The following is a 25,371-nucleotide window of genomic DNA, read 5'->3' as shown; positions in this document are numbered from 1 at the left end:
TCACCGGCCCATGCTGCGCGGCGATCGAATACGTCCCGTTGGCCGCCACGTCGGCCAGTCCCACGAAGGCCAGCGCCGGCAGCGAACCCCAGGGGAACCCGCCCTCCGGCAGCGCGACCCCGCCCCGCCGCACGGAGGCGTACAGCGCGGCACCACCCGTGGCCACGTTCGTGAGGCGCTGCACGAACAGCGCGAGGAAGAGGCCGGTCACGCTGCTGGACGCCTCCGCGATCAGCGCGAACACCGTGCCGAAGCCGAGCGCGGCGATCAGAGTCAGCAGGATCGTCTGCCGTTGGACGGGCGCGCCCCGCAACTGGGGGCCGCCCGCGAGGACGACCCCGGTGACGGCGACCGCGATCCCGGCCACCTGCATCAGGCCGGGCCGTTCGCCGAGGAACAGGCCGACCCCGACCGGTACGGCCACGCTCAGCGTCGCGAGCGGCGAGACGACGCCCATCGGACCCAGCGCCAGCGCCTTGTAGAAACTGAACAGCGCGACCGGCCCCACCACCCCCGCCGCGAACGCGAACCACAACCGCGGTCCGGCCTCGCTCCAGCCCCCGGTGGCCACCACGACCGCGCCGAGCACGGCCGCCGCGATCCCCTGCGAGACCACGACCACCGTCAGCGCCGGGGTCCGCCTGGTCAGCAGGCCGCCGCCGAAGTCGGCCACTCCCCACAGGAGGCTGGTGACCAGGGCGAAGAATGCTGTCACGGGGAGCCTCGCAGTACAGTTCGGTGCAGTTCGCTGAACGATCGGGTGCATCACACCGTAGTTCACTGAACTGAACTCTGTCATCCACAATATTGACCTGAAGGTATGGGCGGAACGTGTCGGACCTCGACCTGCTGAACCAGTCCCTGGCTCGCAACGTCAAGCACTGGCGCTCGGTGCGCGGCTTCACCCTGGACGTGCTCGCCGCCCGGGCCGCCGTCAGCCGGGGCATGCTCATCCAGATCGAGCAGGCCCGCACCAACCCCAGCATCGGCACGGTCGTCAAGATCGGCGACGCCCTCGGCGTCAGCATCACCACCCTGCTCGACTACGAGCAGGGCCCGAAGGTCCGCATTGTCCCCGCCGAGCGCGCGGTACGGCTCTGGCACACCGATGCCGGCAGCTACAACCGCCTCCTCGCCGGCACCGAGGCACCCGGACCGCTGGAGATGTGGGACTGGCGGCTGATGCCGGGGGATTCCAGCGCCTCCGAGCCCCACCCCACCGGCACCGTCGAACTGGTCCATGTCACCACCGGCGAGCTGACCCTCACCGTGGACGGGGAGGACCATGTCGTCCCGGCCGGCGCCAGCGCCACCTTCGAGGCCAACACCCCGCACACGTACGGCAATCGGGGCGACGAACCGATGGAGATGGTGATGGCGGTGTCCGTCCCGCCGGTGCACCGGGACACCCCGTGAGCAGCCGTCCTGCGACTGTTAGCGTGCCGTCATGCGCGCACCCATCGGACACTTCGACCACGCCACCCCGGCCCCCGACTGCCTCGGCGAACTGACCCGCCCGGTCGCCGACGCCGTGCGCGCCTGGCACGGCAGCGTCCCCGCCGACCAGTTCGTCTACGTCGACACCGACCCCGAGTGGGCCGACACCGCCACCTTCGTCGAGCACTACGGCCGTGAGCTGCTGGACCAGTCCGCCAACTGTGTGGTCGTGGCCGGAAAGCGCGGCGGCGGGACCACGCTGGCCGCGTGCGTGGTCCTGTCCACCACCCGCGTCGACGTCAACGGCGTCGTCCGCCGCCAACTCGGCGCCCGCAAGGCCTCGTTCGCGTCGATGGACACCGCGACCGGCGAGAGCGGCATGGAGTACGGCGGCATCACCCCCGTCGGACTCCCCGCCGGCTGGCCGGTGTTGGTGGACTCGGCCGTCGTCGACCTGCCGTACGTCCTGGTCGGCAGCGGACGCCGCCGCGGCAAACTCCTCGTCCCGGGCAAGGCGTTCGCGGAACTTCCGGGCGCGGTGGTCCTGGAGGGGCTGGGCGTCGCCTGAACCCCGAGCCGTAGAGAACCGGCCTCACGCCATGGCGTGGTGGTGGGCCAACTCCCCATGCGGGTCTGCCTCGCCGGGCACCGGTGCCGGATCGGCGTGCACCAGGGCCGCGGTGAGCCGCGGCACCGCGTGCAGCAGCGCGTGTTCCGCAGCCACGGCCACGGCGTGGGCCTGCCGTACCGTCGCCTCCCCGTCCACGACCACCGCCACCTCGGCGCGCAGCCGGTGCCCGATCCAGCGGAGCCTCAACTCGCCCACCCCGCGCACCCCTTCGACCTCTCGCACGGCGTGCTCGGCCCGGTCCACGAGGTCGGGATCGACGGCGTCCATCACGCGCCGGAACACCTCGCGCGCCGCGTCCCGCAGGACCAGCGCGATCGCGGCCGTGATCGCCAACCCCACGATCGGGTCGGCGAGTTGCCAGCCCAGCGCCGAACCGCCGGCCCCGAGCAGCACGGCCAGCGAGGTGAACCCGTCCGTACGGGCGTGGAGTCCGTCGGCGACCAGCGCGGCGGACCCGATCTCCCGGCCGACGCGGATGCGGTACCTGGCCACCCACTCGTTGCCCACGAACCCGACGAGCGCCGCGACGGCGACCACGGACACGTGTGTCACGGGACGCGGAGCGAACAGCCGGTCCACCGCCGCCCAGGCCGCGAAGGCGGCGGACGCGGCGATCGTCAGCACGATCGCGATACCGGCCAGGTCCTCGGCGCGCCCGTAGCCGTACGTGAAGCGCCGCGTGGCGGCCCGGCGGCCGAGCACGAACGCGATGCCGAGCGGTACGGCGGTCAGCGCGTCCGCCGCGTTGTGCACCGTGTCGCCGAGCAGCGCGACCGACCCGGACACGACCACCACGACCGCCTGTACCAGCGCCGTCACCCCGAGCACCGCGAGCGACACCCAGAGCGCGCGCATACCGCGGGCCGAGGACTCCAGGGCGGAGTCGAGTTTGTCGGCGGTCTCGTGGGAGTGCGGGGTGAGGAGGTGCCCGAGGCGGTGACGGATTCCCCTGGGGGAGTGCTGATGGTGATCGTGATCCGGGTGCTCGTGCCCGTGCTCGTGGTGGTGTCGGTCGCTCACGTGGGTCCCCTTCCGGTGCGCGGGTGGACGTACGACGTCCACGGGGCCATTATGTGCGTATGAGCGCACGCATGCACCTATCACCTGCGCACGATGCGCATCCGCGCACCCCGGGCGAGGAACAGTTCGCGCTGGCCGCCGAACTTCTCGCCCTCCTCGGCGACCGCACCCGCCTGACCCTCCTGCACGCGCTGACGGCGGGCGAGTCCGACGTCACCACGCTCACGGAGACATGCGACGCGGCCCGCCCGGCGGTCAGCCAGCACCTGGCACGACTGCGTCTCGCGGGCCTGGTGACCACGCGCAAGGAGGGCCGCCGGGTGATCTACGCGTTGAGCGACGGTCATTTGCGGCGGCTGGTCGACGAGGCGTTGAACGTGGCGGACCACCGGCTGAGCGACCGCCCGCCGCACGACTGACAGCCCTGCCTCAGGAGTTGGGGTCCTTGCCCAGGTAGCTCTCCGCGAACGCGAGCCCGGCGGAAGGGGATTCGAAGACGCGGCGCAGGCGGGCGAGGGTGGTGCCCGCGCGGTACGGGTCGCCGGACGAGGCGCCGTGGTAGACGTCGGAGAGCCACTGGGAGAACTCCTGGTACTCCCAGACGCGCCCCAGACAGGCCTCCGAGTAGGTGTTGAGGCCCGCGGAGTCGCCCTTCGTGAGGTGGGCGACGAGCGCGTCGCCGAGCAGGAACGCGTCGTGCAGGGCGAGGTTCATGCCCTTCGCGGCGATGGGCGCGGTGAGGTGGGCCGCGTCGCCGGCGAGGAAGAGACGGCCGAACACCATCGGTTCGACAACGTAGTTGTGCATGTCGAGCACGCGCTTCTCGATCAGCCGGCCCTCGGTCAGCGGCGGGGCGCCGGTCGCGGCCAGGCGGTGCTGGAGCTCGGCCCAGACGCGGTCGTGCGGCCAGTTGTCGGGGTCGTCGCCGGGCGGGCATTCGAGGTAGTAGCGGGTGACTTCGGGACTGCGCGCCATGTGCCCGGCGAACCCGCGCGGATGGACGCCGAACAGCACACAGTCCGAGGACGGCGGCGCCTCCGCGAGCAGGGCGAGCCAGCCGATGCCGTAGTCGTGCCGCGCGATCCGGGCCCGCTCCGGCGGCAGCGCGGCCCGGGTGACCCCGCGCGCACCGTCGCAGCCGGCCACGAAGTCGCCGTGCACGAACTGCCGTTGACCTGTTTCCGGGTCGGTGTACGACACCGCTGGGCGATCGGAGTCGAGATCGTGCAGCTGGACGTCCTGGACGCCGAAACGGATCGCGCCGCCGCGCACGTCCGCGTACTCCCGCACGAGGTCCGTCACCAGCAACGGCTGCGGATAGACGAAGTGGTGATGCCCCGTCAACTCCGTGTAGGAGAACCGGTGCCGCTGCCCGCCGAACCGGAACTCGCACTCGGTGTGCAGTTGCGCCCGCTCCAACAGCCGCTCGGCGAGCCCCCGTTGCTGAAGCCCACGAACGGCCCACTCCTCGATGACTCCGGCCCGGGGCCGCTGCTCGATGAACTCCCGGCTCTCCGTCTCCAGCACCAGACAGTCGATCCCGGCGGCGCGCAGGATGTTCCCGATGGTGAGCCCGGCGGGTCCGGCGCCCACGACGACGACCGGAAAGTGTTGTGCGGACGCGGAGTTGGGGTGGGGGGAGGTGAAGGTCACCGGACCATTATGACGGTGTCCAGACAGCCGAAACCGGCCACCTGGACGGCGGCCGGTTCGGATTCTGTGCGGAAGGGACCGGATCAGTGCGTGGGCACGTCCACCACCACGACCTCGTCGATGCTGCGGTGGATCTCGTCCGGGTGCGAGGAGACGGCGCGGGCCCAGTAGTAGATGGCCAGGGAGAACGCGGCGATGATCAGGATGTCCCACCACAGCGGGATGTGGCCCTGGCCGCCGAAGCCGCCCTGCCAGGAGATGACGCCCATGCCGATCAGGTAGACCGGAAGCCACTGGGCGGCCCTGAAGTCCAGCCGGGGTGCGTCGGGGAGGTTCTTGCTCTTGGCGTAGAGGGCGTAGCCGCCGAGCAGGACGTAACCGAGGACGATCGCCACACCGAGCCGCCAGAGGATGCCCCAAGTCGCCCAGTAGATGATGAGGTTGGCGACCACGAAGGACAGCGGGGAGATCACCTTGCCGCCGGGGAGACGGTAGGGGCGGTCGTGGTCCGGCAGTTTGTCGCTGAAGACGCCGTACGCCAGCGGTGCGCCCGCGTACATCAGGACGCTCGCCGAGGTGATGAAGCCGACCAGCTGCTGCCAGCTCGGGAAGGGCAGGAAGCAGACGACACCGGTCACGAAGGAGAGGATCAGGCCGAACCACGGCACGCCCCGCGCGTCCGTCTTCTCGAACACCTTCGGCGCGTAGCCGTTGCGGGAGAGGCCGTAGGAGACGCGGGAGGTGGCGGTGGTGTAGATCAGGCCGGTGCCGGCGGGGGAGACCACGGCGTCGAGGTAGAGCACGACGCTCAGCCAGCCCAGGCCGACCAGGGTGGCCAGGCCTGCCCAAGGGCCGTCGATACCAGGGAAGTTGAGCTTGGCCCAGCCGTGCGAGAACGTGCTGTGCGGCAGCGCGGCGATGAACACGACCTGGAGCAGGACGTAGATCGTCGCGCCGATCGCGACCGAGCCGAGGGTCGCGCGCGGCAGGTCACGCCTCGGGTTACGGCTCTCGCCCGCGAGCTGGATCGCCTGCTCGAAGCCGAGGAGGGCGAAGATGATGCCGCTGGTGCTGATGGCGCTCAGCACGCCCTTGGCACCGAAGGGGGCGAAACTCTCCGAAGTGAAGTTGCCCGGATGGAAGTTGCCCGCCGCGACGATGAAGATCGTGGCCAGCGGGACGGCGATCTTCCACCAGGTGGCCGCGCTGTTGGTGTGCGCGAGGACCTTCACCCCGAGGAAGTTGACCGCGACGAACACGGCCATCAGGACGATGGCGACGATGAGGCCGCTGGTCGTCAGGGTGCTGTCCTTCGCGTGCAGATAGCCCTTCGCGAAGTCCCAGTGACCGGCGTAGCCGATCATGGCCTCGACCTCGATCGGGGCTACGGTCGCCGCCTGAAGCCAGGCGAACCAGCCGAACGACATACCGGCCAGGCCGCCGAAGGCGTAGTGGGGATAACGCGTCGTGCCGCCCGCCACCGGGAACATGCCGCCGAGTTCGGCGTGCACCAGTGCCAGCAGGACGATCGCGACCGCACCGATCACCCACGAGATGATCGCCGCGGGGCCGGCCACCATGACGGCGTTCTTGGCGCCGTACAGCCATCCGGAGCCGATGATGGAGCCGACTGAGGCCCACATCAGGCCTATCAGTCCGACGTCCCGGCGCAGTCCACCCGGTTTGCTCGTGGCCTCCGGGATGTACTGGTCAACACTCGCCATGTCAAGGCGCCTCTCGAAGTCAGCACGCATGCTTAACGGTCGGGAGGCCTCAGGCTAGGAATGAATGAATATTTACAGAAGTGCGTTGCCTGAACTTTGACTCGGGCTGGAGAGCTTCTTTTACACAGCGTCCGCACAGGTCGGCGCAGGTCAGCCGTGCCGTGGGATCTCGATCGCCGGGCAGCGGTCCATGACCATGTCGAGACCGGCGGCGCGAGTACGGTCGTAAGCGCCCTCGTCGATCACGCCGAGCTGGAACCAGACGGCCTTCGCGCCGATGGCGACTGCCTCGTCGGCGACCGGGCCGGCGAGGTCGCTGTTGACGAAGACGTCCACGACGTCCACCTCGAAGGGAATGTCCGCCAGCGAGGCGTAGCCCTGCTCGCCGTGCACCGTCTCCGCCTTCGGGTGGACGGGCACGATGCGCTTGCCGTAGCGCTGGAGGACGTCGGCCACGCCGTGTGCCGCACGCCGTTCGTTCGACGACAGGCCCACGACGGCCCAGGTGTCGCCGGACTCGGTGAGGATCTTGCGGATCGTTGCTGAGTCGCCGTACATGCTCGGCCTCCTGGGGAATCGTGTGCCCGCTGCTGCCTGGGACAACAGCGGGCGGAGCGTCACGATTCCTCAGCCCATTCCTCAGCCGGTTCCTCAGTCCTCGACCACGGACGTGTTGAGACCCTTGTCGTAGCGGTTGTGGGCGATCTTGATGCCCGAGCTGCCGTGGAAGACGAACAGCGGGGAGGTGTACGGCGGTTGGTCCGCCGTCGCCAGTCGGCGGACCGTGTTGCCGGTGAAGGTGAAGCCGCCGACGCTCTTGGCGTTGACCACCGTCACATCGCCGATGTCGAAGGAGTTGTGCTCGACCTTGATGTCGTGGTGCACCGGGTGCGCCGGGTCGACCACCTGGTTGGTCGGCTCGACGAAGATGACCGGGCCGGTGGGGCGCGTGAAGGAGTTGTCGCGGATCGTGAGGTCGGCGACCGGGCCGGACTCGTACCACTGGTAGGCGTCGGCGGAGACGTAGATGCTGGCCATGGACATCGCGTCGAAGCGGTTGCCGGCGATCAGGACCGGCTTGCGGGTGGTGACCAGGATGCCGCGCGTCGGCACGTTGCGGAACGTGTTGCCCGAGATGACGACCGACGGGGTGGCCGTGATGTTCTCGACGACCGTGCCGCCGATCTCGACCCCGGCGGGGACCGGCCGGTCGAAGGTGATGTTCATCGTGGTGAGGGACTTGGTGTGGTCCATGCCGCTGGGGCCGTCGACCGCCGTGACCTTCGCGTGCGGGTCCGCCACCGGGGTCATCGTGCGCTTCGTCGTGAACTCGACCTCGTCGCCGGGTGCGAACTGCGGGAACCCGGCGGTCTGCGGGTGTTCGTAGGCGAGGGTCAGCGTGTTCGGCCCCGGTTGCCCGACGACCTCCAGGTACGTGCCGTGGATGTTGATCGGGTCGTCGTGCGGGCCGTCGAAGAGGCTCCGGGTGATGGAGACCTTGCCTTTGACGCCGGACATCTGCACGAAGTCCGCGAACGACGCCGTCGACCGGCCGGACTTCGGATCGGGCGCGAAGTTCACCTTGTCGATCGTGATGTTCTCGCTGAACTGGCCCACCACACCGAAGGATTGGAGGTAGTAGGCGTTCATCGAGCGCATCGTGACGTTCTTGGACTGCCAGATGAAGGCGCCCGGTTCCGTCCGCTCGATCAGGCGCATCTGGTAGACGAGCCCGGCGTCCGTCGGCTGCGTCGCGGTGCTGTAGTCGATGCGGATCCGGCGGTCGCCAAGGTCGGTGACCGAGGACACGTCGTTGAACAGCGGGTTGTCGCCGCGCCAGGTCCGTTGCGCCTTGGGGTCGTGGATCTGGGTGTACTGAAGTCCGTCGACACCTTGCCAGTACGGCTGTCCGGTGGCCGGGCTCTTCTCGCCGAGCCAGGTGATGTGCGTGCCGTTCACCTCGTACGGGCTGCCGGCCGGGATCTTCAGGACGCGGTAGGCGTGGGCGTCGGTGCCGGCGGTGACACCGGCGGTGGCGACGGTCGCGTCGATGACCTCGGGGGCCGCGTAGTCGAACGAGAAGTTCTGGAACGTCACGTTCGTCGAGCGGATCGACGCGAACGCCGTCTGGAGCCCGTGGTAGACGAGCTTCGCCCCGCCGCCGTCGACGGTCACGTCGTGCATGTCCTCGACGAGCAGCCCGATCTTCTTGTCCCGGTAACGCTGGTCCGCGCCAACGGTGTTGGAGACATACAGCTCACGTGTCTCGGCCCGTTCGGGGTAGAGCTGGTAGGTGCCCTTCGAGAAGACGATCCGGACCGGCCGGCCGTGATCGACCTTCTTGGCGTGCCGGAGCGCCGCGACGACGGCGGGCGTCGAGTCCGTCCGGCCGGTGGGGTCGGCTCCGAACGCGTCCACGTCGACCACCGCCACCGGCGTCGTTCTCTGCGCCGCAGCCACAGGACTGCCGCCGCCGACGAGCAGCGCGAGCGCCACCCCGACGAACACGAACCGAGACATAGCCCCTCCGGAGCATTCATGATGCACGGCCATGAGCCGCGAAACACCCGATGAATAGGTGGAGTTGCCGCCGATTCCCTGGTCGGATCTCCGACTGGAGTGTCCTTAGATCCGACCTCTAGGTCAATGGTCTGGACGAGCAAAGGGAGTTCACGCCTTCGGCGCCCCCGTGCTCGCGCGGATCACCAACTCGGGGTCGAAGAGAAGCTCGCCGACAGGGACGTCACGGTTGCCGACCAGGGCGAGGACGCCGCGCCCCGCCTCCGAGGCCAGCCGGTCGGCAGGCTGGCGGACCGTGGTGAGCGGCGGGTCGACGAAGTCCATGATCATGGAGCCGTCGTAGCCGACGACCGACACATCGCCCGGGACGTCGTACCCCTGCCGGCGCGCCCCGCGGATCGCGCCCAACGCCATGTAGTCGCTGGCCGCGACGATCGCCGTGGCACCCCGGCCGAGGAGCGAGATCGCGGCGGACTGGCCGCCCTCGACGGTGTACGACTGCCGGACCACCCACTGCTCCGGGTCCTCGACACCGCGCTTGGCCAGCGAGGCGATGAAACCGCTGACACGGCGGTCGGCGGGGCGGTTGCCGACCGGGCCGGACGCCATGCCGATACGGCGGTGACCGAGCCGGTGCAGATGGTCGACGGCGAGTTCGGCGGCGAGCAGGTCGTCGGTGGAGAAGACCGGGGCCTCGCTCACCCCCTCGAACCGGCCGTTGATCCCGACGAACGGGATCCTGCGGGACCGCAGGAGTTCGTACGCCGAAGGGTCCGCGCCCTCAAGGGTGTTGCTGGCCGAGAGGAACACGACGGCCGCCACGCCCCGGTCGGCGAGCGAGGTCACGAAGTCCAACTCCTGCACCCCGCCCGGGAAGCACGGGCACAGGACCGTCTTCAGGCCGTGCGGGGCGAGGACGGACTCGATGCGCTCGGCGACATCGGCGAAGAACGGGTTGGAGACCAACTCGGTGACGACCGCGACGAGTTGACCCCGGGTCTGCCGCTCGTACCCCAGGTCGGCCATCGCCTGCTCGACCGCCTCGCGGGTCTTGCGGGACACGCCCTGACGCCGGTTGATGACCCGGCTGACCGTGGCCTCGCTCACCCGCGCGCGCTCCGCGACCTCGGTGATCCCGACCTTCATGCGGTTCCTTTCGAGCCCGACTTGCAAGAAGCAGATGAAAACTTTCAATTCATCCTGCCGTGCAAAGTAGCAGCAGAACTGCGTGTCTTCCATGTTTCTCACGCATGACCATTGAATCGCCACTTCCGCCCCTGCTAGCTTTCCGGCCACCACGCGGCCCCCACCCCGCAGTGACCGAAGACCGGGAGACCCGATGAAGCCCTCAAGGCTCATGCTGCTCACCGCTGTTGCTCTGCTCGCCCCGATGGCTCCCGCTCTGTCGGCCACCGCGTCCGCCGCGCCCCGCCCCCAACTCGCCATCCCGGACCCGGGGTTCGAGAACGGCGGCACGGGCTGGACGTTCACCTCGGGCGCCGGCGTCGGCACCGGCAACAGGCACGGCGGCGAGCGCTTCCTCTACCTCGACGCCGGAGCCGGCAAGAGTGCCGAGCTGACCATCGTCGCGCCCAGGAACGGGAGTTACGACTTCTCCGCGTGGATCGGGAGCGCCGGCACCGGCGGCACATACACGATCCGGCGCAACGGCGAGACCGTCGAGACGATCACCCTGCCGCAGCACCCCGGCTACGCCCGGTACACCATCAGCGACGTCGCGCTGAAGACCGGCGACCGGCTCCAGATCGAATTCGGCTCCGGCAGCGCCTGGGTCAACGCCGACGACCTGATGATCTCGCCCGCCGCGTCCGCCGACCCGAAGGTGACCTCGTCCGACCCCGAGGTCGTCGCGATGTTCGACTGGGCCCAGAAGAAGGCCAACAGCTGGGTCCAACTCCCGGGCACCGTAGGCCCGATCAACGTGGACGAGTACCAGACCGGCGGCACCGGCAGCGCGTCGTACGAGCCCACCTACTGGGCCGGTTACGCCAACCGCAGCGCCTACTACTCCCGCGACATGACCCACCAGCTCGCCGGCGCCCACCTCATCGGCCTCGACGCCGAGAACGAGACGATGCTCCGCTCGTACGCCCAGTCGGCCACCGCCGAGCACAAGTACTTCCCGGTGTGGTCCCTCAACTTCGACGCCAGGACCTACCTGAGCATCGACTACAAGAGCCCGGACAATTTCGTCCGCGAGGTGCCCGCCACGTTCGAACTCGTCGAGAAGGCGGCCCAGGCGTACCTGTGGACCGGCGACCGCAGATACGTCGACGACCCGGTGCTGTGGGACTTCTACCGGCACGCCACCGAGCAGTTCATCGACCTGCACAACTCGGCCAAGGACAACGGCAAGGTCAAGGTCGCCGAGGGCACGGGCCAGGGCATCTTCCAGGGCGCCGCCAGCTACAACGAACAGGACGGCGACGGTCTCGCCGAGGCCGGGGACGGCATCGCGTCCGAGTACCAGGCGTACCTGGCGATGGCCGTGCTCGCGCGCGGCAAGGGGGACACCGCGCTGGCCAGGACGTACGACAAGCGCGCCGCCGACCTGAAGACGTACTTCAACGACGACTGGAGCGGCACCGGCAGCGGGGCCGACATGGTCCGCGCGTACACCACCTCCGGCACCCCGGTCACCGGCTGGGGCAAGGAGAACAGCGTCTTCATGCCGATGAAGCAGATCATCGACCCCGGCGCGCGCAACGACGCCTACCTCGACTACATCCAGGCGCAGGAACTGGGCCCGGACGGCTCGCCCAACATCGAGTCGACGACCTACCTCCCCGACATGTTCTTCAAGAACAACCGCCCCGACACCGCCTGGCAGTGGATGAAGAAGATCTACGGCGAGCGGGAGACCCAGCACATCAACTCCAGCCAGGGCCCCAACGGCGACTACCCCGAGGTGTCGTTCACCCTGGTCAGCCAGACCGTCCAGGGGCTGATGGGCATCACCCCGGACGCGCCCGACCACAAGGTGACCACCCAGTCGCAGCTGCCGTCTGGCATGAAGTGGCTCCAGGCGGCGGACGTCCCCATCGGCACGGGTACGGTCACCGTCCGCCACGACGGCGCGACCAGGACCACGCTGACGAACAACTCGCGCAAGGGCTCCTACAGTTGGGAGGCCCGCTTCCCCGGCGTCCACAAGAAGATCAAGGTGAACGGCGTCCCGCAGCACGTGCGCACCAAGACGGTCAACGGCGTGACCTACACGTACGCGACGCCGACGGTGCGGGCCGGGGCGACCGCGGTGGTGCAGGTGAGCGACTGACGCGCGGGCTCACCGAGGGCGTCGTAGCGCCGCGGCGAGGTCGTCGAGGTGGTGCGCGACCGGGCCCAGGGTGAGCAGGCCGCTGCCCGCCCCGGCCAACTCGGCTGCGGCTGGCGTCAGTTCGGCGAAAGCGCGCTCCATCGTGCCCCGGTCGCCCACGGCGAGAGCCGCGCGGGCGGCCAGGCACCACAGGGCCTCGAAAAGGAGGTCGCGGGGCGGGTCCGGGAGCGAACTCAGCGCCGCTCGGGCCTCGGTGGGACGGTCCTGGGCCAGGAGCACCAGCGGGCGGGCCCATGGTTCGTACGGTCCCCAGTCGATGTGCTCGTCGGTCTGGGCGGGCTGTCCGCTCCGCAGGCGCAGGCACAACAGGGCCAGCGGCAGCAGCCCGCGTTCCAGCCCGGGCATCCCGGCTCCGTCCAGCCGAAGTGCCGCGTGCCGGTAGGCCGTTGCCACCTCGGCCGACCGGGGGCTGCCGGTCGCGGTGAGCCGTAGGACCCGGTACCAGGTCGTGAACACGCTCACCAGCGGCAGTTCATGACGGTCCGCCAGGCGGTCCGCCGCCGTCGCGTGGGCGTCGGCTCCGGTGAAGTCCGCGAGGGCGCTGCGGGACTGGAGTCGTATCAGACGCCCGAGCACCTCGTAGGTGACCAGGCCGTGCCGGGTCGACAGGGCGATCAACTCGGCGCCGATCTCGTCCCGTTGGGGGGCCAGGCCGGCGCGGTGGAAGGTCTGCATGAACGTGCCGTTGAGAGCGAAGGCCAGGAGTGCGGGGTCCTCCAACTGGCGAGCGAGGTCCTCCGCCTGGCGGGCGGCCTGGGGTCCGCGTGCGGAGCGGGTGCCCCGTGACTCCAGGGCGATCGTGGCCAACAGGCGGGCCCGTGAGGTGAGTTGGGCGTCTGGCGGGAGTGCGGCCAGGGTGTGTTCGGCCGCGGCCACCGTGTCCGCCGCCTGCCGTGGGTCGTCGGCGCGGGTCCAGATCGCCGGGACGTCGTAGGCGCCGATCACGCGGGCGGTGAGTTCCGGGTCGCCCAGTTCCCGCGCCGCCGTGATCGCCGCGAGGCGGTGTCCGCGGGCCGCCTCCAGGCCGCCGCCTCCGGTCACCGCGAGATCGCGGAGCAGGCCCACCGTCGACTCCAGGCGGGCGCGGGCGCCGGGCGCCACCGTCCGGTCGTAGGCGGCGGTCGCCCGCGCCCACACCTGTTCCGCCGGATCACCGGGACCGGGGTCCAGACGCGGGGCATGATCCAGGATGTCCGCCTCCAGGCGGCGCAGGGCCGGGCCCGGGTCCGCGCCGAGCTGCTCTCCGAGGAGGGTGCGCGCCCGGCGCAGTACCGCGAGCGCGTCGCCCTGGCGGCCGGTGCGGTAGAGGGCCAGGGCCAGCAGGCGCCAGGCGTCCTCGCGCCAGGGATGCTCGGCCACGTGCGCGTCAAGGTCGGGGATCGCCACGGCGGCCCGGCCCAGGGCGAGTTGGGTCTCGGCCCGGCGTTCGACGGCGTGCAGGCGGAGTTCGGTGAGACGGGAGCGTTCCGCGCGGGCCCAGGCCTCGTCGCCGAAATCGGCGTAGGCCGGGCCCCGCCACCAACTCAACGCCTCCTCCAGCCGGTTGAGCGCGTGCGGGTCCGGCAGGGTCGCGGCGGCGGTCACCGCCCGCTCGAACCGCCAGGCGTCCACGGCCTCGGCCTCGGCGCGCAGCGCGTACCCCGGGCCCTCGGTGACCAGCAGCCGGGCCGGAGTGCGCGGCGGGCGCTCGGGTTCCAGGGCTCGGCGCAGCGCGGCCACGAAGGTGCGCACCGCGCCCACCGCGTCGGCGGGTGGCTCCGTATGGTCCGCCCACAGATCCTCGACCAGACGCGCGACCGGTACGACCCGACGCCGGGCGACGAGCAGCCGGGCCAGCACCGCCCGGTGCCGCGGCCCCTTCAGGGCAATCACGTCCCCGGCACCGTCCCAGGCCGCGACCGGCCCCAGCACCCCGAACGCGATCTCCATCGCCGCCCCTCCCTTTCCGGGGCATCGCCCCAGGTCACGGTAGCGCGCTCACTCGATGCTCATCGGGGCGAGGCAGGCTCGGAGGCATCCGCCAGGACTCCACGAACATCCGTCACGACTCCACGAGCATCCGTCACGACCGCACGAAGGAAGAGCGCTCCATGCCACCGACCATCCCCGGCTTCACCTACCACCGCGTCCCCGTCGCGGACGGCGTCTCCCTGAACGCGGCCGTGTCCGGCTCCGGCAGCCCGATCGTGCTGCTGCACGGCTTTCCGCAGACCCACCTCATGTGGCGCCATGTCGCCGCCGACCTCGCGGCCGACCACACGGTGATCTGCCCCGACCTGCGCGGCTACGGCGCGAGCGACAAGCCCGCCGAGACCGACGGCTCCGGCTACGCCAAGCGCACCATGGCCGCCGACGTCGTCGCCCTCGCCCGCGCGCTCGGCCACGACCGTTTCGCACTCGCCGGGCACGACCGCGGCGCCCTGGTCGCCTTCCGCGCCGGACTCGACCACCCCGGCACGATCACCCACCTCGCCTGCCTCGACGTACTCCCCACCCTGGACATGTGGGACGTGCTGCACGGCGTCACCGCCGCCGTCGGCTTCCACCTCTACCTGATGGCCCAACCCCCGGGCCTGCCCGAGCAGTTGATCGCCGCCGCACCCGACGCGTTCTTCGGCCACTTCCTCGACCTCTGGACCGAGGACCCGTCCGCGATCCCCGCCGACCTCCGCGCCGCCTACCTGGACGCGTGCCGCGCGGCGGTCCCCTCGATCGTGGCCGACTACCGCGCCTCCGCAGGTGTCGACGTCGCTCACGACCGGGCCGACCGCGACGCCGGCAACCGGCTGCGGATGCCGGTCGCCGTCCTCCAGCAGGACTGGGGCGCCGCGCTCGGCTTCGACGCGGCGGCCCTGTGGAACGCCTGGGCACCGGACCTGCGGCACGAGACCGTGACCTGCGGCCACTTCATGGCGGAGGAGGACCCGGCCGTCGTGGCGAAAACACTGCGGGAGCTCGTCGCCGCCCGCTGAACCGGCGCGACTCAGGGGGTCTGCGCGGCGGGCGCGGTCTTCTCGGTCCTCGCGGTCACCGTGAAGTCGACGTCCTCGCCGACCGCCGACACCCCGTTGAACGCGGCGCTCGCGTGCAGGCGGTTGGCGCCCGCGGGCAGGGGAACGTCCGGCGTGCACGACCAAGTGCCGTCGACGCGCGCGACACCCGCGCAGACCTTGTGCTCGGCGGCGTCCAGGACACTGACCCGCGCCCCCGGATAGGAGGTCCCCGCGATCCGCGCCCCGCCGGACACGAAGGTGCCGCCCGCCGGCTCGCTCAGCGTCGGCACGGGCATGCCGACGGTCACGGTGCAGCGGCCGGACGCGCGCCGGGCTCCACCCGCGTCGGTCAGCACGACGGCGCACCCGGGCAGCCGCGTCCCCGGCACCGCCCGCGCGTCCACGGCGAGCGCGAACGGATAGCCGCCGTCCTTCCACGAACCGGGCCCCGAGTCACGGACGTATGTGTACGTGCCGCTCGCCCCGTCGGCAGTCACCGAGCCCTGGAACCGCGCCGTGTCGGCGAGGGGCGTACCCGTGACCCGGGCCCCGGCGGGCGCGGTCAGCCGCAGCGAGGACCCGGCCGGCAGCGCGGCGCCGCCGTACCCGCCGATCTCCATCAGCCCGGACCGCCCCGGCACGATGGTCACCCCGCCGCCCAGAACCCGTGCGGAGACCTCCCAGGCGTCGGAGCGGAGCGGCGCGGCGGCCGCGATGCCGGGCGGGAGGAGCGCCGTACCGGCGACGAGCGCGGCGGTCAGGACGAGCAGTCGTCGTCGAAGGGGCGCCGGCGACGGTGTGCGGGGGAACATGCGGTCGGTCATCGGGAGTCTCCGGGGGTCGTCTCGTCCGGGGTGCTGGTCGGGGCTGCTCCCACCCCACACGCCCCACCGGCCTCGGCGAAAGGCGGGATGGGCGAACGGGTGAACGCACGCGGGCTCGCACACCCCCGGCGCGCCGGACAGACCGGGGTGAATCCCGCCACCTCGGCCGGAGCGGAGCGAACATGCATGCGTACGGCCGTCCGCCCGCCTACGCTCAGGCCGTGCTGCGCATCATCGACGCCCGAACCGGCGAGCCCGTCGAAGCCGCCCCCGCCCGCCGTGGCCTGACCAGGGTCGAGGCACACGCGTCGGGCCTGACTCCCACGACACTACGAGTCCTCCTCTTCTCCGATCTCCTCGTACGCGCCCTCGAACTCGGCGGCACCCCCGTCTGGTCGCTGCTCACCGGCGAGCACGAGCAGCCCGAACTCCGGTCCGCCGCAAGGGCATTGGGCATACGGCCCTTCGAGGACGGCGGAGACCTCGGCTCCGGACTCGGTGAGGCGCAGGTCCTCCACGTGGCGACGGAGGGCGTGGCGGAACCCGGGGGAGTCCTGGTGGCCGTAGCGCCCGTCGACGCGCCCACGGCCTCCGTGCCGGACCTCTCCGACCCGGGCGCGCTCCGTCTCGCTCTGCTCTCGCACGCCCGGGACCTGCCGGTACGGCTCGACGCGGAGGGGCTGGAGGAGGCGCGGCGGACCCTGGCGCACTGGCGCGGGTCGGTCGCCGGCTGGGCGCGGCTGCCCTCGCGGCCGGTGCCCGACGAGGTGCGGGCGGAACTGCGGGCCGCCTGGGAGGACGATCTGAACGTGCCCGAGGTGCTGCGGGTGCTGCGCCGGGTGGAGACCTGGCCCGACCTGCCCGACGGCGCGCGCTTCGAGACGTACGCCTACGCCGACCGGCTCCTCGGGCTCGAACTCACCCGTGACATCGGGTCGTTGGCGTGAGCGCCCGCGCCGGAAGCCGTCCGTTGCGCCGGCTGGTCGTGCTGCGGCACGCCAAGTCCGCCTGGCCCGAGGGTGTTCCCGACCACCGGCGCCCCCTCGCCCTGCGCGGCCGCCGTGACGCCCCGGCCGCCGGTATCGCCCTCGCCGAGGCCGACTGTCTGCCGGACCTCGCGCTGTGCTCCACTGCCGTACGGGCGCGCCAGACCTGGGAGTTGGCCTCCGCCGAGTGGGGCACCCCACCGCCGGTACGGTACGAGCCGGGGCTCTACGCTGCCGACGTGCCGGAGCTCATCGACGCCGTCCGTCAAGTGCCGCCCGAGGTCGAGACGTTGCTCCTGATCGGGCACAACCCCGGCCTGGAGGAACTGGTCCTCGGACTCGCCGGCGACGGTCTCGACGGCGCGCTCGACGAGGTCCGCGTGAAGTTCCCGACCTCGGCGATCGCGGTCCTGGCCTGGCACGGCGCCACCTGGCAGGACCTCGCCCCGGGCACGGCCCTGCTGACGGGCCTGACCGTACCGAGGGGCAAGAAGACGTGAAGTGGGGCTGCGGCTAAGGGACTTGGAGGAATTCCAGGGCTCCGCGCAGCCGGGTTCCGAGCCGGCCCTGTGTGGCGGTGCCGGTCAAGCGGACGTCCAGGGCGCCGGGTTCGGCGGTGCCCGCTCGGCGTCCGGTGGGCAGCCGGGTCGCGTCGAGTCCGTCGCGCCGGGCGATGAGCACACCGAGTTCATGGCGGCTGAGGGCGTCCGGGCCGGCGAGGTGGAACATCCCGGACCGGTCGGACCCGGCGAGTTCGAGCAGGCCGGCGGCCAGATCACCGACCTGGACCGGGCAGCGGACGACATCGGTGAACAGGACGCCGTCGCGGGCACCGGCGACCAGGTCGTGGACCATCCGCTCGTGCGCGGAGCCGCCGTGGCCGATGATCAGTGACGTGCGCGCGACCGCCGCCGCCGGTACCAGGAGGCGTACGGCGGTCTCGGCGGCGGCCTTCGCCGCGCCGTACGGGGTGACGGGGTCGGGCAGGCACGACTCGTCGTAGGAGATCCGGGAACCGGAGAACACGGCGTCGCTGGAGACGTGGACCAGGCGGCAGCCGTAGCGCGCCGCCGCCATCGCCACGCGGACCGAACCGTCGGCGGTGACGGCCCAGTCGGCCAGTCCGCTGGTCGTGTTGACGACCGCGTCGGGGGCGACCTCGGTCATGATGCCGTCGACGCGGGCGGGGTCGCGGAGGTCGAGCCGGTGCCATGTGACTCCGGGCGCGGCGCCGGGGCGGGAGGAACAGTACGTCGCCGCCGTCTCCCAACCCGCCGCCGTCGCCCGGCGTACGAGTTCCGTGCCCAGGAAGCCGCTGCCGCCGACGATCAAAACCCTTGCCACGACCGGCCGTTCATCCGACGTGCACGCGAGGCCGGCGCTCGGGATCCGGTTCCGCGCGGCGCAGGACCTCGCGGGTCACCGGCGCGACCTCGCCGTCGCCGAAGACGAGGAAGCGGATCAGATGGCTCACCGGATTGCCCTCGGTCCAGGTGAAGTAGGCGTGCGGGACCTCGCCCGTGCGGTCCCGGAGGACCAGCAGGACCGCGGCGATCGCGTTCGGCACCGTGGGCCCCTCGATCCGGAGCCGGCGTACCCCGTACTTCTCCTCGCCGTGCACCGTGATGTCCGCCGAGAAGTCCGAGGAGTCGCGGAGGAGGACCTCCAGGAACAACACCGGGCCGCCGTCCGGGATATGGGTCTCCTCGCGCTGGCTGTACTCCTTGGCCCGGTACTCCCGACGGCTGTGCTCCTGCGGCTCGTTCGCGATCAGCCGGAGCGGGCCACTGCGCGCCGCCTCGTCGACGAAACGGGACGCCGCGCTGTCGAACGTGACCTCGGCGGCGCGGAGTTCGAAGGCGCGGTGCACGCGCGAACCGAACGACGTCAGCAGGATCAGCACGATGAAGATGCCCGCGATCTTGATGCCGTCGGGCCGCTCGATGACGTTCGTGACCAGCGTGTACGCGAACACGGCGGTGATCGTGCCGAACCCGAGCGTGGCCCTGCGGTGGCCCCGCTTGTGCACGGTGACCGTGGACGCGAAGGCCGCGGAGAGCATCAGCACCAGCACGCCGGTCGCGTACGCGCCGCTCTGCGCGTCGACGCTCGCGTGAAACCACAGGGTGATGACGATCGCCGTCACCATGAAGACCAGCACCAGGGGGCGTACCGCTCGCGTCCACTCCGGCGCCATGCCGTAGCGCGGCAGGTAGCGCGGGACGAGGTTCAGTAGTCCGGCGAGCGCGGAGGCGCCCGCGAACCACAGGATCGCGATCGTCGAGACGTCGTAGAGCGTGCCGAAGACCTGGCCCAGGTGCTCGTGCGCGAGGTAGGCGAGCGCGCGGCCGTTCGCCGGGCCGCCCGTCTTGAAGGCGCTCTGCGGGATCAGGATGGTCGTCGCCAGGCTGGACAGCAGCAGGAAACCGGACATGATCACGGCGGCCGTGGTGAGCAGCTTGCGGGTCTCGCGGATACGGCCCGTCGGCTTCGCGTACGTGTCGCTCGGATCGCCCTTGACCTGCGGCATCACCGCCACGCCCGTCTCGAAGCCGGACATGCCGAGGGCGAGTTTCGGGAACACGAGCAGAGCGACCCCGACCATGGCGAGCGGCGAGGAGTGCGCGGCCGTCATCGCGTCCGTCCAGTCGCCGATCTTCACCGGATGGCTCAGCACCTCCCAGGCGGACACCGCGAGCACCACCACGTTGAGCGTGAGATACGCGCCCACCAGCACCACCGCGATGCCGATGGCCTCCCGGAACCCCTTGAGGAAGACCGCGCCCAGCGCACCGACGAGCACCAGCGTGATCCAGGTGTTCCCGCCGTGCATCCAGCCCGGCGCGAACGGGTTCTCCACGACGTGCGCCGCCGCGTCCGCCGCCGACAGGGTGACCGTGATCATGAAGTCCGTCGCCGCGAAGCCCAGCAGCACCAGGACGAAGATCTTCCCCGACCACCACGGCAGCAGCCGCTCCAGCATGGCGATCGACCCCTCGCCGTGCGGGGACTCGTGCGCCACCCGCCGGTAGACCGGCAGCGCCCCGAGCAGCGTCAGCCCGATGAGTACGACCGTCGCCAGCGGGGAGAGCAGTCCGGCCGCGAGGGCCGCGATGCCCGGCTGGTAGCCGAGGGTGGAGAAGTAGTCGACGCCGGTCAGACACATGACCCGCCACCAGCGGTGACCCTCGTGCTCCGGGTTCGGCGTGGCGTGCGGGCCCGGATGCCGGGCGCTCTGCTCGCTCAGACCGTCCAGGAGCCAGGCCCGGCAGCGCTCCGCGGCGGACTCGGGACCCCCGGACCCCGCGCTCTCCCTCGGGTCCACCTGCGCGCCGGTCATGCTGAGAACTCCCTGTGATCGGACGACCGTGCCCGGTGCCCGGGCGACGAGGAGCGAGTATCCACCACATCGTCACCCGCACCCGGACCGGGGGCGACCCCTGGCCCTGCGCATAGGCTGGGCGGATGCAGGACGAGTACCGCACAGTGGCCCGCCCGGGCGTGCACGAGACCGAGGTCAACCGCTCCCGCTTCCTGTGCGCCCTCGCCCCGGCGGCCACCGAACAGGAGGCCCAGGCCGTCATCGCCCGCATCCGCAAGGAACACACGGACGCCTCCCACAACTGCTTCGCCTACGTCATCGGCGCCGACGCCGCGATCCAGAAGGCGAGCGACGACGGCGAACCCGGCGGCACCGCGGGCGTCCCCATGCTCCAGATGCTGCTGCGCCGCGACATGCGGTACGTCGTCGCCGTCGTCACCCGCTACTACGGCGGCGTCAAGCTCGGCGCGGGCGGCCTCATCCGGGCCTACGGCGGCTCGGTCGGCGAGGCCCTCGACACCCTCGGCACGATCACCCGCCGCCGCTTCCGCCTCGCCACGGTGACCGTCGACCACCAGCGCGCGGGCAAGGTCCAGAACGACCTGCGCGCCACCGGCCGCGAGGTCCGGGACGTCCGCTACGGCGAGGCGGTCACCATCGAGATCGGCCTGCCCGACGCCGACGTGGACGCGTTCCGGGGCTGGCTGGCCGATGCCACCGCCGGGACGGCGGGGCTGGAGCTGGGCGGCGAGGCGTACGGGGACGCGTGAGCGCCGAACGTCTCTGACGCTCTGTCAGGGACCCCAGTTCCAGACCTGGTTGGAGCTGCCCGCACAGCCGAAGGTCTGGACCGTCTGACCGTCCTTCCCCGACTCGGAGGCATCCGCGTCCAGACAGAAACCGTCCGGGACGCTGACCAGGGTCCCGGCGCTGCCCACTTGCCACCGTTGCGCGCTCAGCCCGTCGCAGTTCCTGGCACGGATCTTCGAGAAGTTCTGGCCGACCGTGCCGGCGTCGGCGTCCAGGCAGTAGTGGGTGCCCTCATTGACCACGAGGAACTGGGACACATGGCCGGGCACGCGGTACAGCGCCCACTTCTGGGCCGCCGTGCCATCGCATCCCCAGACCTGCACCGCGCCCGCGTGGACGTCGAGGCATCGGGCGACATCCACGGCATGGACGCTCTCGGTGACGGTCACCGAACCGGACTGGACCGCCCCGCGAGGCGTGCCGTACAGCAGCGTCGCGGTCTGCGGATCGACCGTGCCGCTCGGGGTGGTGCCGGCCTCGGTCTGGAAGACCTTCACCGCGGCGGCCGTCTCCGTGGTGTAGTCGCCGTCGACCGTGACGTGCAACCCGTAACCGGCGAGGAGGAGTTGGAGCGCCTTGACGCAGTCGCCGTGGGAGTGCGAGGCGAGTTCGGCGACGCAGGAGGCGAGCCGGATGTCGAGGTCCGCGGGATCGTGGGTGGCCGGTGCGCCCGACGGGCTCTGCGGCGCCCCGCCCTTCGTCGCCGACGTACTCGGCGAACTGCTAGGCCCTGAGGGTGAGTTCCCCGGTGCGACGGCGGCCGGGGGCGTCCCCGGTCCGGGACCGGCCGACGTCCCGGGGGCGTCGTGGTGCAGCAGGAGCAGCGTCGCGGTGATGCTGCCGCCGATGAGGAGGGCGGCCGCGGCGATGGCGCCCGCGATCAACTTGCCGCGTTTTTTAGGGGCGTTCGCGTGTTTCCGGGATGTGGTCGATACGGAGAGCGAGGAGGGAGGCGCGGGAGGTGTGGGAGGCGCGTGCGAGGTCGGGGGTGCCGCGGCGGGCCGTTCGAGCCCGTCAAGCCGTCCGAGTCCTTCGCCCTCTGCGCGCCCTTCGACTCCTTCGACGCCCTCGAGTCCTTCGATTCGTTCGGCGGGGGAGGGCCCGCGCCGGGAGGGGACCCGTGGCGGGGCACCGGCCGGCGCCGACAACTGATGCCCGATGGCCGTTCTGAACACCGCCTCGGGTAACGGCCGCAGCTCAGGATCCTTGTCCAGGCAGGTGCGGATGAACGCGGCCAACTCCGGGTCGACGCCCGCGACTTTGTCGAGGACGTCCTCCCGGGGCGGGTCGAACGCCACCCGGTGCAGCACGTCGACACCCGTGCCCTCGCCGAACGGGGCCTCCCCGGCGACGGCGTAGGTGAGCGTGGAGGCCAGCGAGAAGACGTCGGAGGCGGCGGTCACCTCCTGGCCGCGCACCTGCTCCGGGGACATGTAGGCGGGGGTGCCGACGTTCTGGCCGGTGGCGGTGATCGAGGTGCCGTCGCCGGCCTGGACCACACCGAAGTCGATGACGCGGGCGCCGTCGGCACCCAGGATGACGTTGGACGGCTTGAGGTCGCGGTGCACGATCCCCGCGCGCCAGATCGCCTCGATCGCCCGCCCCACGTCGGCCAGCAACCGCCAGGCCGCCGCCGCGTCGACCGGCCCGCACGCGTCGACCAGCTCGGCGAGCGTGGGCCCGGGTATGTACTCGGTGGCGACCCAGACCAGTTCCTCGTCGCAGCCGCTGCCCAGCAGCCGTACGATGTGCGCCCCCCGGATCCGGTCCAGCGCGCCGACCTCGCGCTCGAAGCGCCTGCGGAACAGCGGGTCCTCCGCGTACTCGGGCCGGATCACCTTCACGGCGGCCGGACCCGTGGCGCCGGTGGCGTCGCGGCCCAGGAAGACCCGGCCCATCCCGCCACTGCCGAGCACCGACACCAATCGGTACGGGCCCGCCTGGCGCGGGTCGCTCTTCCGCAGCGGGACCACGGGAGGCGGCTCCATCCCCGCCGCCGCGTAGGCCATCGTTTCGGACCGACCGCGGAACTCGACTGGCATGGGAACCCTGTGTCTCTCGCGTGGTGCGTGTGACGTGAGATTAGCGCAGCACATGTGTGCGACAAGGGAGTTGGGGTTTTCCGGCCGCGGGGAGGACGGGACTCGGCCGCCGCCCCCGGCCGGTCACGGAGAGGCTCCGGGGACGCCCTTTGTGTGCGGCGGTCCGTTCAGCGGACTGATGTCGTGCGGGGATCGGAGCGGCCGACCGAATACTGAGGCCACTTCGTACCCCCTGCCCGGCCCGGACTCCACAAGAGCGGGTTGAGCGGATGGCTACGGTCCTATGCTTACTCGAAGTGGCATTTTCCGGACATTCCCTCATGTCGAGGTCGTCCCCCCGCCCCGACATTCCGCGGACTCACGCAAGGGAGCGTCCACCACGACGGTGGCCTCCTTCCCCACGCCCGGTGAACCCCGCGTTCCCATTCGACGCCTCAACGCCGGAGGTTCAGATGACCCGTTCGCGCCTTGCTCTCACAGTCACGGCCGGTGCCGCCGGACTCGCTCTCCTGACCACCGCGTGCGGCGGTGGAAGCAGCGCCTCGTCCGGCACCGCGAAGGCCCAGGACCCCAGCGTGCTGACGGTGGCCTCGGCCATCGCGCCCAACAGCCTCAACCCGGCCCTGGGCGGCTCCGCCGACCCACAGCAGTACTTTTTCGAACTGGCATACGACACGCTGATCCGGCAGGCCCCGAACGGGACGTACACCCCGGCCCTCGCCACCAAATGGGGCTTCGTCGGCTCCGACAGCAAGACCTTCGACCTCACCCTGCGCTCCGGCGTGAAGTTCAACGACGGCTCCGCGCTCACCGCCGACGGCGTGAAGAAGTCGCTCCAGTACTACGCCAAGGCCGGCGGTCCACTGGCGGCCGACCTCGCCCCCGTCGCATCGATCGACGTCGTCTCCCCGCTCCAGCTCCGGATCCACCTCAAGACGTCCGATCCGCTGCTGCCGCTCTATCTCTCCAGACCGACGACCGGGGAGATCATCAGCCCCGTGGGCCTCGCCAAGACGAGCGAACTCGGGACCACCACGCACGGCGCCGGACCGTACGTGATCGACACCGCGCAGACCGTCTCCGGCCAGACCTATACGTACGTCCCCAACCCCACGTACTACGACAAGTCGCGGGTGCACTGGAAAAAGGTCGTCGTCAAGGTCATCAAGGACGAGAACACCACGCTCAGCGCCTTCCGCTCCGGCGAGGTCGACTACGCGCTCGGCGACTCCACGACCGCGAAGGCCGCCAAGTCCGCCGGATTCCAGGTCCTTTCGAGCCCCTACTCGATCATGCAGCTGATGATCCAGGACCGGGCGGGCACCATGGTCAAGGCCCTCGGTGACCTGCGGGTACGACAGGCCATGATGTACGGCATCAACCGGGACTCGATCGCCAAGGCCCTGTACGGCTCGTACGCCAAGGGCTGGGACTACCCCGTCCTCGCGAACACGAGCGGCTACACCCAGGGCAGCGAGGGCAAGTACGCCTACGACGTCGCCAAGGCCAAGAAGCTGCTCGCGGCGGCGGGATATCCCAACGGCTTCAGCATGTCCATCACCGTGAACCTCACCGGTGTCGGAGAGTCCCAGGCCGCCGAGGCGTTCGCCGCCGAAATGGCCAACATCGGAATCAACGTCAAGATCAACGTCCCGGCGAACGTGAACGAGCTCTTCTCCACCTACGCGAAGTTCCCGGCGATGATGTTCGACTACGGCACCGGCATCGCCCCGCCGTACGCCCAGGGCAACGACCTCCTCTACAGCTGGGGCAACCCGCTGAAGATCAGCGACAAGCAACTCGACACGCTCTACAGCCAGGCGGCCTCCTCGTCGACCGCCCAGCTCCAGGAGCAGGGCTGGCAGAAGTTCGAACAACGCCTGTCCGACCTGTCCTGGACGATCCCGATGGTCTCCCTGGAGAAGATCGTCTACGTACGGCCCGGCCTGAAGGGCGTCGACCTCTCGGCCACGAACCTCACGCCGGACCTGACGACCCTGTACGCCGCCAAGTGACCCTCCAGTGACCCTCCCGAGAAAGGCACCCAGTCA

At 70.8% G+C, this 25,371-nt stretch carries 21 protein-coding genes; 9 read left to right on the top strand and 12 right to left on the bottom strand.

The features are described from left to right. Positions 1-715 (bottom strand): EamA family transporter (locus ACNFOC_RS15710; RefSeq protein ID WP_416959730.1); only part of this gene is annotated, 715 nt, incomplete at its 3' end. Positions 716-831: 116 nt separating this feature from the next. On the opposite strand from ACNFOC_RS15710, the gene ACNFOC_RS15705 reads away from it, so the two are divergent. Together ACNFOC_RS15705 and ACNFOC_RS15700 are read left to right on the top strand one after the other, a co-directional pair. Further along, positions 832-1,416, top strand: coding sequence for a helix-turn-helix domain-containing protein (locus ACNFOC_RS15705; protein ID WP_416959729.1), 585 nt, complete (start codon positions 832-834; stop codon positions 1,414-1,416). A gap of 31 nt (positions 1,417-1,447) precedes the next feature. Continuing rightward, a complete protein-coding gene (locus tag ACNFOC_RS15700) occupies positions 1,448-2,005 on the top strand; it encodes a YbaK/EbsC family protein (protein ID WP_416959728.1) in 558 nt (185 codons plus the stop codon). A gap of 24 nt (positions 2,006-2,029) precedes the next feature. Here ACNFOC_RS15700 and ACNFOC_RS15695 read toward each other — a convergent pair whose 3' ends face one another. Beyond that, positions 2,030-3,088, bottom strand: a complete 1,059-nt coding sequence (locus ACNFOC_RS15695) for a cation diffusion facilitator family transporter (protein ID WP_416959727.1) — start codon at positions 3,086-3,088, stop codon at positions 2,030-2,032. 59 nt (positions 3,089-3,147) lie between these two features. Here ACNFOC_RS15695 and ACNFOC_RS15690 point away from each other — a divergent pair, with 59 nt between their 5' ends. Continuing rightward, positions 3,148-3,507, top strand: coding sequence for an ArsR/SmtB family transcription factor (locus tag ACNFOC_RS15690; protein ID WP_416959726.1), 360 nt, complete (start codon positions 3,148-3,150; stop codon positions 3,505-3,507). A gap of 10 nt (positions 3,508-3,517) precedes the next feature. On the opposite strand, the gene ACNFOC_RS15685 is transcribed toward ACNFOC_RS15690, so the two are convergent. From ACNFOC_RS15685 to ACNFOC_RS15665, 5 genes are all read right to left on the bottom strand, one after another. Then, the gene (locus tag ACNFOC_RS15685) at positions 3,518-4,741 is read right to left on the bottom strand and encodes a 4-hydroxybenzoate 3-monooxygenase (protein ID WP_416959725.1); all 1,224 of its coding nucleotides are present in this window, start codon (positions 4,739-4,741) and stop codon (positions 3,518-3,520) included. Between the two features lie 83 nt (positions 4,742-4,824). Continuing rightward, positions 4,825-6,465 carry an APC family permease gene (locus ACNFOC_RS15680; RefSeq protein WP_416959724.1) on the bottom strand — a complete coding sequence of 547 codons (1,641 nt, stop codon included), beginning with the start codon at positions 6,463-6,465 and terminating at the stop codon, positions 4,825-4,827. Between the two features lie 150 nt (positions 6,466-6,615). Then, positions 6,616-7,023 (bottom strand): CoA-binding protein, encoded by a 408-nt coding sequence (locus ACNFOC_RS15675; RefSeq protein ID WP_416959723.1) that lies wholly within the window; start codon positions 7,021-7,023, stop codon positions 6,616-6,618. A gap of 93 nt (positions 7,024-7,116) precedes the next feature. Beyond that, complete coding sequence (locus ACNFOC_RS15670) at positions 7,117-8,985, bottom strand: alpha-1,3-galactosidase-related protein (protein WP_416959722.1); 1,869 nt, start codon at positions 8,983-8,985, stop codon at positions 7,117-7,119. Between the two features lie 150 nt (positions 8,986-9,135). Then, positions 9,136-10,131 carry a LacI family DNA-binding transcriptional regulator gene (locus ACNFOC_RS15665; protein WP_416959721.1) on the bottom strand — a complete coding sequence of 332 codons (996 nt, stop codon included), beginning with the start codon at positions 10,129-10,131 and terminating at the stop codon, positions 9,136-9,138. A 193-nt stretch (positions 10,132-10,324) separates the two neighbouring features. On the opposite strand from ACNFOC_RS15665, the gene ACNFOC_RS15660 reads away from it, so the two are divergent. Next, entirely contained in the window at positions 10,325-12,283 is a 1,959-nt protein-coding gene (locus ACNFOC_RS15660) for a carbohydrate-binding protein (protein WP_416959720.1), read from the top strand. Positions 12,284-12,292: 9 nt separating this feature from the next. Here the strand turns inward: ACNFOC_RS15660 and ACNFOC_RS15655 are convergent, their stop codons facing one another. Continuing rightward, on the bottom strand, positions 12,293-14,272 hold the full coding sequence (locus tag ACNFOC_RS15655; protein WP_416959719.1) for an AfsR/SARP family transcriptional regulator: 1,980 nt from the start codon (positions 14,270-14,272) through the stop codon (positions 12,293-12,295). A 161-nt stretch (positions 14,273-14,433) separates the two neighbouring features. Here ACNFOC_RS15655 and ACNFOC_RS15650 point away from each other — a divergent pair, with 161 nt between their 5' ends. Next, positions 14,434-15,315 (top strand): alpha/beta fold hydrolase, encoded by an 882-nt coding sequence (locus ACNFOC_RS15650; RefSeq protein WP_416959718.1) that lies wholly within the window; start codon positions 14,434-14,436, stop codon positions 15,313-15,315. An 11-nt stretch (positions 15,316-15,326) separates the two neighbouring features. Here ACNFOC_RS15650 and ACNFOC_RS15645 read toward each other — a convergent pair whose 3' ends face one another. Continuing rightward, complete coding sequence (locus ACNFOC_RS15645; protein ID WP_416959717.1) at positions 15,327-16,160, bottom strand: carboxypeptidase regulatory-like domain-containing protein; 834 nt, start codon at positions 16,158-16,160, stop codon at positions 15,327-15,329. Positions 16,161-16,342: 182 nt separating this feature from the next. Between ACNFOC_RS15645 and ACNFOC_RS15640 the strand changes: the two genes are divergently transcribed. Next, on the top strand, positions 16,343-17,107 hold the full coding sequence (locus tag ACNFOC_RS15640; RefSeq protein WP_416959716.1) for a cysteine--tRNA ligase: 765 nt from the start codon (positions 16,343-16,345) through the stop codon (positions 17,105-17,107). Further along, positions 17,104-17,646 carry a SixA phosphatase family protein gene (locus tag ACNFOC_RS15635; RefSeq protein WP_416959715.1) on the top strand — a complete coding sequence of 181 codons (543 nt, stop codon included), beginning with the start codon at positions 17,104-17,106 and terminating at the stop codon, positions 17,644-17,646. Before ACNFOC_RS15640 ends, ACNFOC_RS15635 begins: the two co-directional genes overlap by 4 nt. A gap of 13 nt (positions 17,647-17,659) precedes the next feature. On the opposite strand, the gene ACNFOC_RS15630 is transcribed toward ACNFOC_RS15635, so the two are convergent. Both ACNFOC_RS15630 and ACNFOC_RS15625 read right to left on the bottom strand, forming a co-directional pair. Continuing rightward, positions 17,660-18,490: an SDR family oxidoreductase gene (locus ACNFOC_RS15630; RefSeq protein WP_416959714.1), complete on the bottom strand. Its 831-nt coding sequence runs from the start codon at positions 18,488-18,490 to the stop codon at positions 17,660-17,662. Positions 18,491-18,500: 10 nt separating this feature from the next. Then, on the bottom strand, positions 18,501-20,486 hold the full coding sequence (locus tag ACNFOC_RS15625) for an APC family permease (RefSeq protein WP_416959713.1): 1,986 nt from the start codon (positions 20,484-20,486) through the stop codon (positions 18,501-18,503). 125 nt (positions 20,487-20,611) lie between these two features. Here ACNFOC_RS15625 and ACNFOC_RS15620 point away from each other — a divergent pair, with 125 nt between their 5' ends. Continuing rightward, positions 20,612-21,238 (top strand): YigZ family protein, encoded by a 627-nt coding sequence (locus ACNFOC_RS15620; protein WP_416959712.1) that lies wholly within the window; start codon positions 20,612-20,614, stop codon positions 21,236-21,238. Between the two features lie 24 nt (positions 21,239-21,262). On the opposite strand, the gene ACNFOC_RS15615 is transcribed toward ACNFOC_RS15620, so the two are convergent. Continuing rightward, positions 21,263-23,251 carry a protein kinase domain-containing protein gene (locus ACNFOC_RS15615; protein ID WP_416959711.1) on the bottom strand — a complete coding sequence of 663 codons (1,989 nt, stop codon included), beginning with the start codon at positions 23,249-23,251 and terminating at the stop codon, positions 21,263-21,265. Positions 23,252-23,772: 521 nt separating this feature from the next. On the opposite strand from ACNFOC_RS15615, the gene ACNFOC_RS15610 reads away from it, so the two are divergent. Then, entirely contained in the window at positions 23,773-25,335 is a 1,563-nt protein-coding gene (locus ACNFOC_RS15610) for an ABC transporter substrate-binding protein (protein WP_416959710.1), read from the top strand. Positions 25,336-25,371: the final 36 nt, after the last annotated feature.

The organism is Streptomyces colwelliae (assembly GCF_048158785.1).
GTDB lineage: Bacteria > Actinomycetota > Actinomycetes > Streptomycetales > Streptomycetaceae > Streptomyces.
This window is presented reverse-complemented; position numbering and strand designations above follow the sequence as displayed.

What these genes read in the sequence shown, in the direction of transcription:
- ACNFOC_RS15700 (WP_416959728.1), top strand. Translation starts at nt 1,448, where the DNA reads ATGCGCGCACCCATCGGACACTTCGACCACGCCACCCCGGCCCCCGAC.
- ACNFOC_RS15690 (WP_416959726.1), top strand. Translation starts at nt 3,148, where the DNA reads ATGAGCGCACGCATGCACCTATCACCTGCGCACGATGCGCATCCGCGC.
- ACNFOC_RS15680 (WP_416959724.1), bottom strand. Translation starts at nt 6,465, where the DNA reads ATGGCGAGTGTTGACCAGTACATCCCGGAGGCCACGAGCAAACCGGGT.
- ACNFOC_RS15675 (WP_416959723.1), bottom strand. Translation starts at nt 7,023, where the DNA reads ATGTACGGCGACTCAGCAACGATCCGCAAGATCCTCACCGAGTCCGGC.
- ACNFOC_RS15670 (WP_416959722.1), bottom strand. Translation starts at nt 8,985, where the DNA reads ATGTCTCGGTTCGTGTTCGTCGGGGTGGCGCTCGCGCTGCTCGTCGGC.
- ACNFOC_RS15665 (WP_416959721.1), bottom strand. Translation starts at nt 10,131, where the DNA reads ATGAAGGTCGGGATCACCGAGGTCGCGGAGCGCGCGCGGGTGAGCGAG.
- ACNFOC_RS15660 (WP_416959720.1), top strand. Translation starts at nt 10,325, where the DNA reads ATGAAGCCCTCAAGGCTCATGCTGCTCACCGCTGTTGCTCTGCTCGCC.
- ACNFOC_RS15655 (WP_416959719.1), bottom strand. Translation starts at nt 14,272, where the DNA reads ATGGAGATCGCGTTCGGGGTGCTGGGGCCGGTCGCGGCCTGGGACGGT.
- ACNFOC_RS15650 (WP_416959718.1), top strand. Translation starts at nt 14,434, where the DNA reads ATGCCACCGACCATCCCCGGCTTCACCTACCACCGCGTCCCCGTCGCG.
- ACNFOC_RS15645 (WP_416959717.1), bottom strand. Translation starts at nt 16,160, where the DNA reads ATGACCGACCGCATGTTCCCCCGCACACCGTCGCCGGCGCCCCTTCGA.
- ACNFOC_RS15640 (WP_416959716.1), top strand. Translation starts at nt 16,343, where the DNA reads ATGCATGCGTACGGCCGTCCGCCCGCCTACGCTCAGGCCGTGCTGCGC.
- ACNFOC_RS15625 (WP_416959713.1), bottom strand. Translation starts at nt 20,486, where the DNA reads ATGACCGGCGCGCAGGTGGACCCGAGGGAGAGCGCGGGGTCCGGGGGT.
- ACNFOC_RS15620 (WP_416959712.1), top strand. Translation starts at nt 20,612, where the DNA reads ATGCAGGACGAGTACCGCACAGTGGCCCGCCCGGGCGTGCACGAGACC.
- ACNFOC_RS15610 (WP_416959710.1), top strand. Translation starts at nt 23,773, where the DNA reads ATGACCCGTTCGCGCCTTGCTCTCACAGTCACGGCCGGTGCCGCCGGA.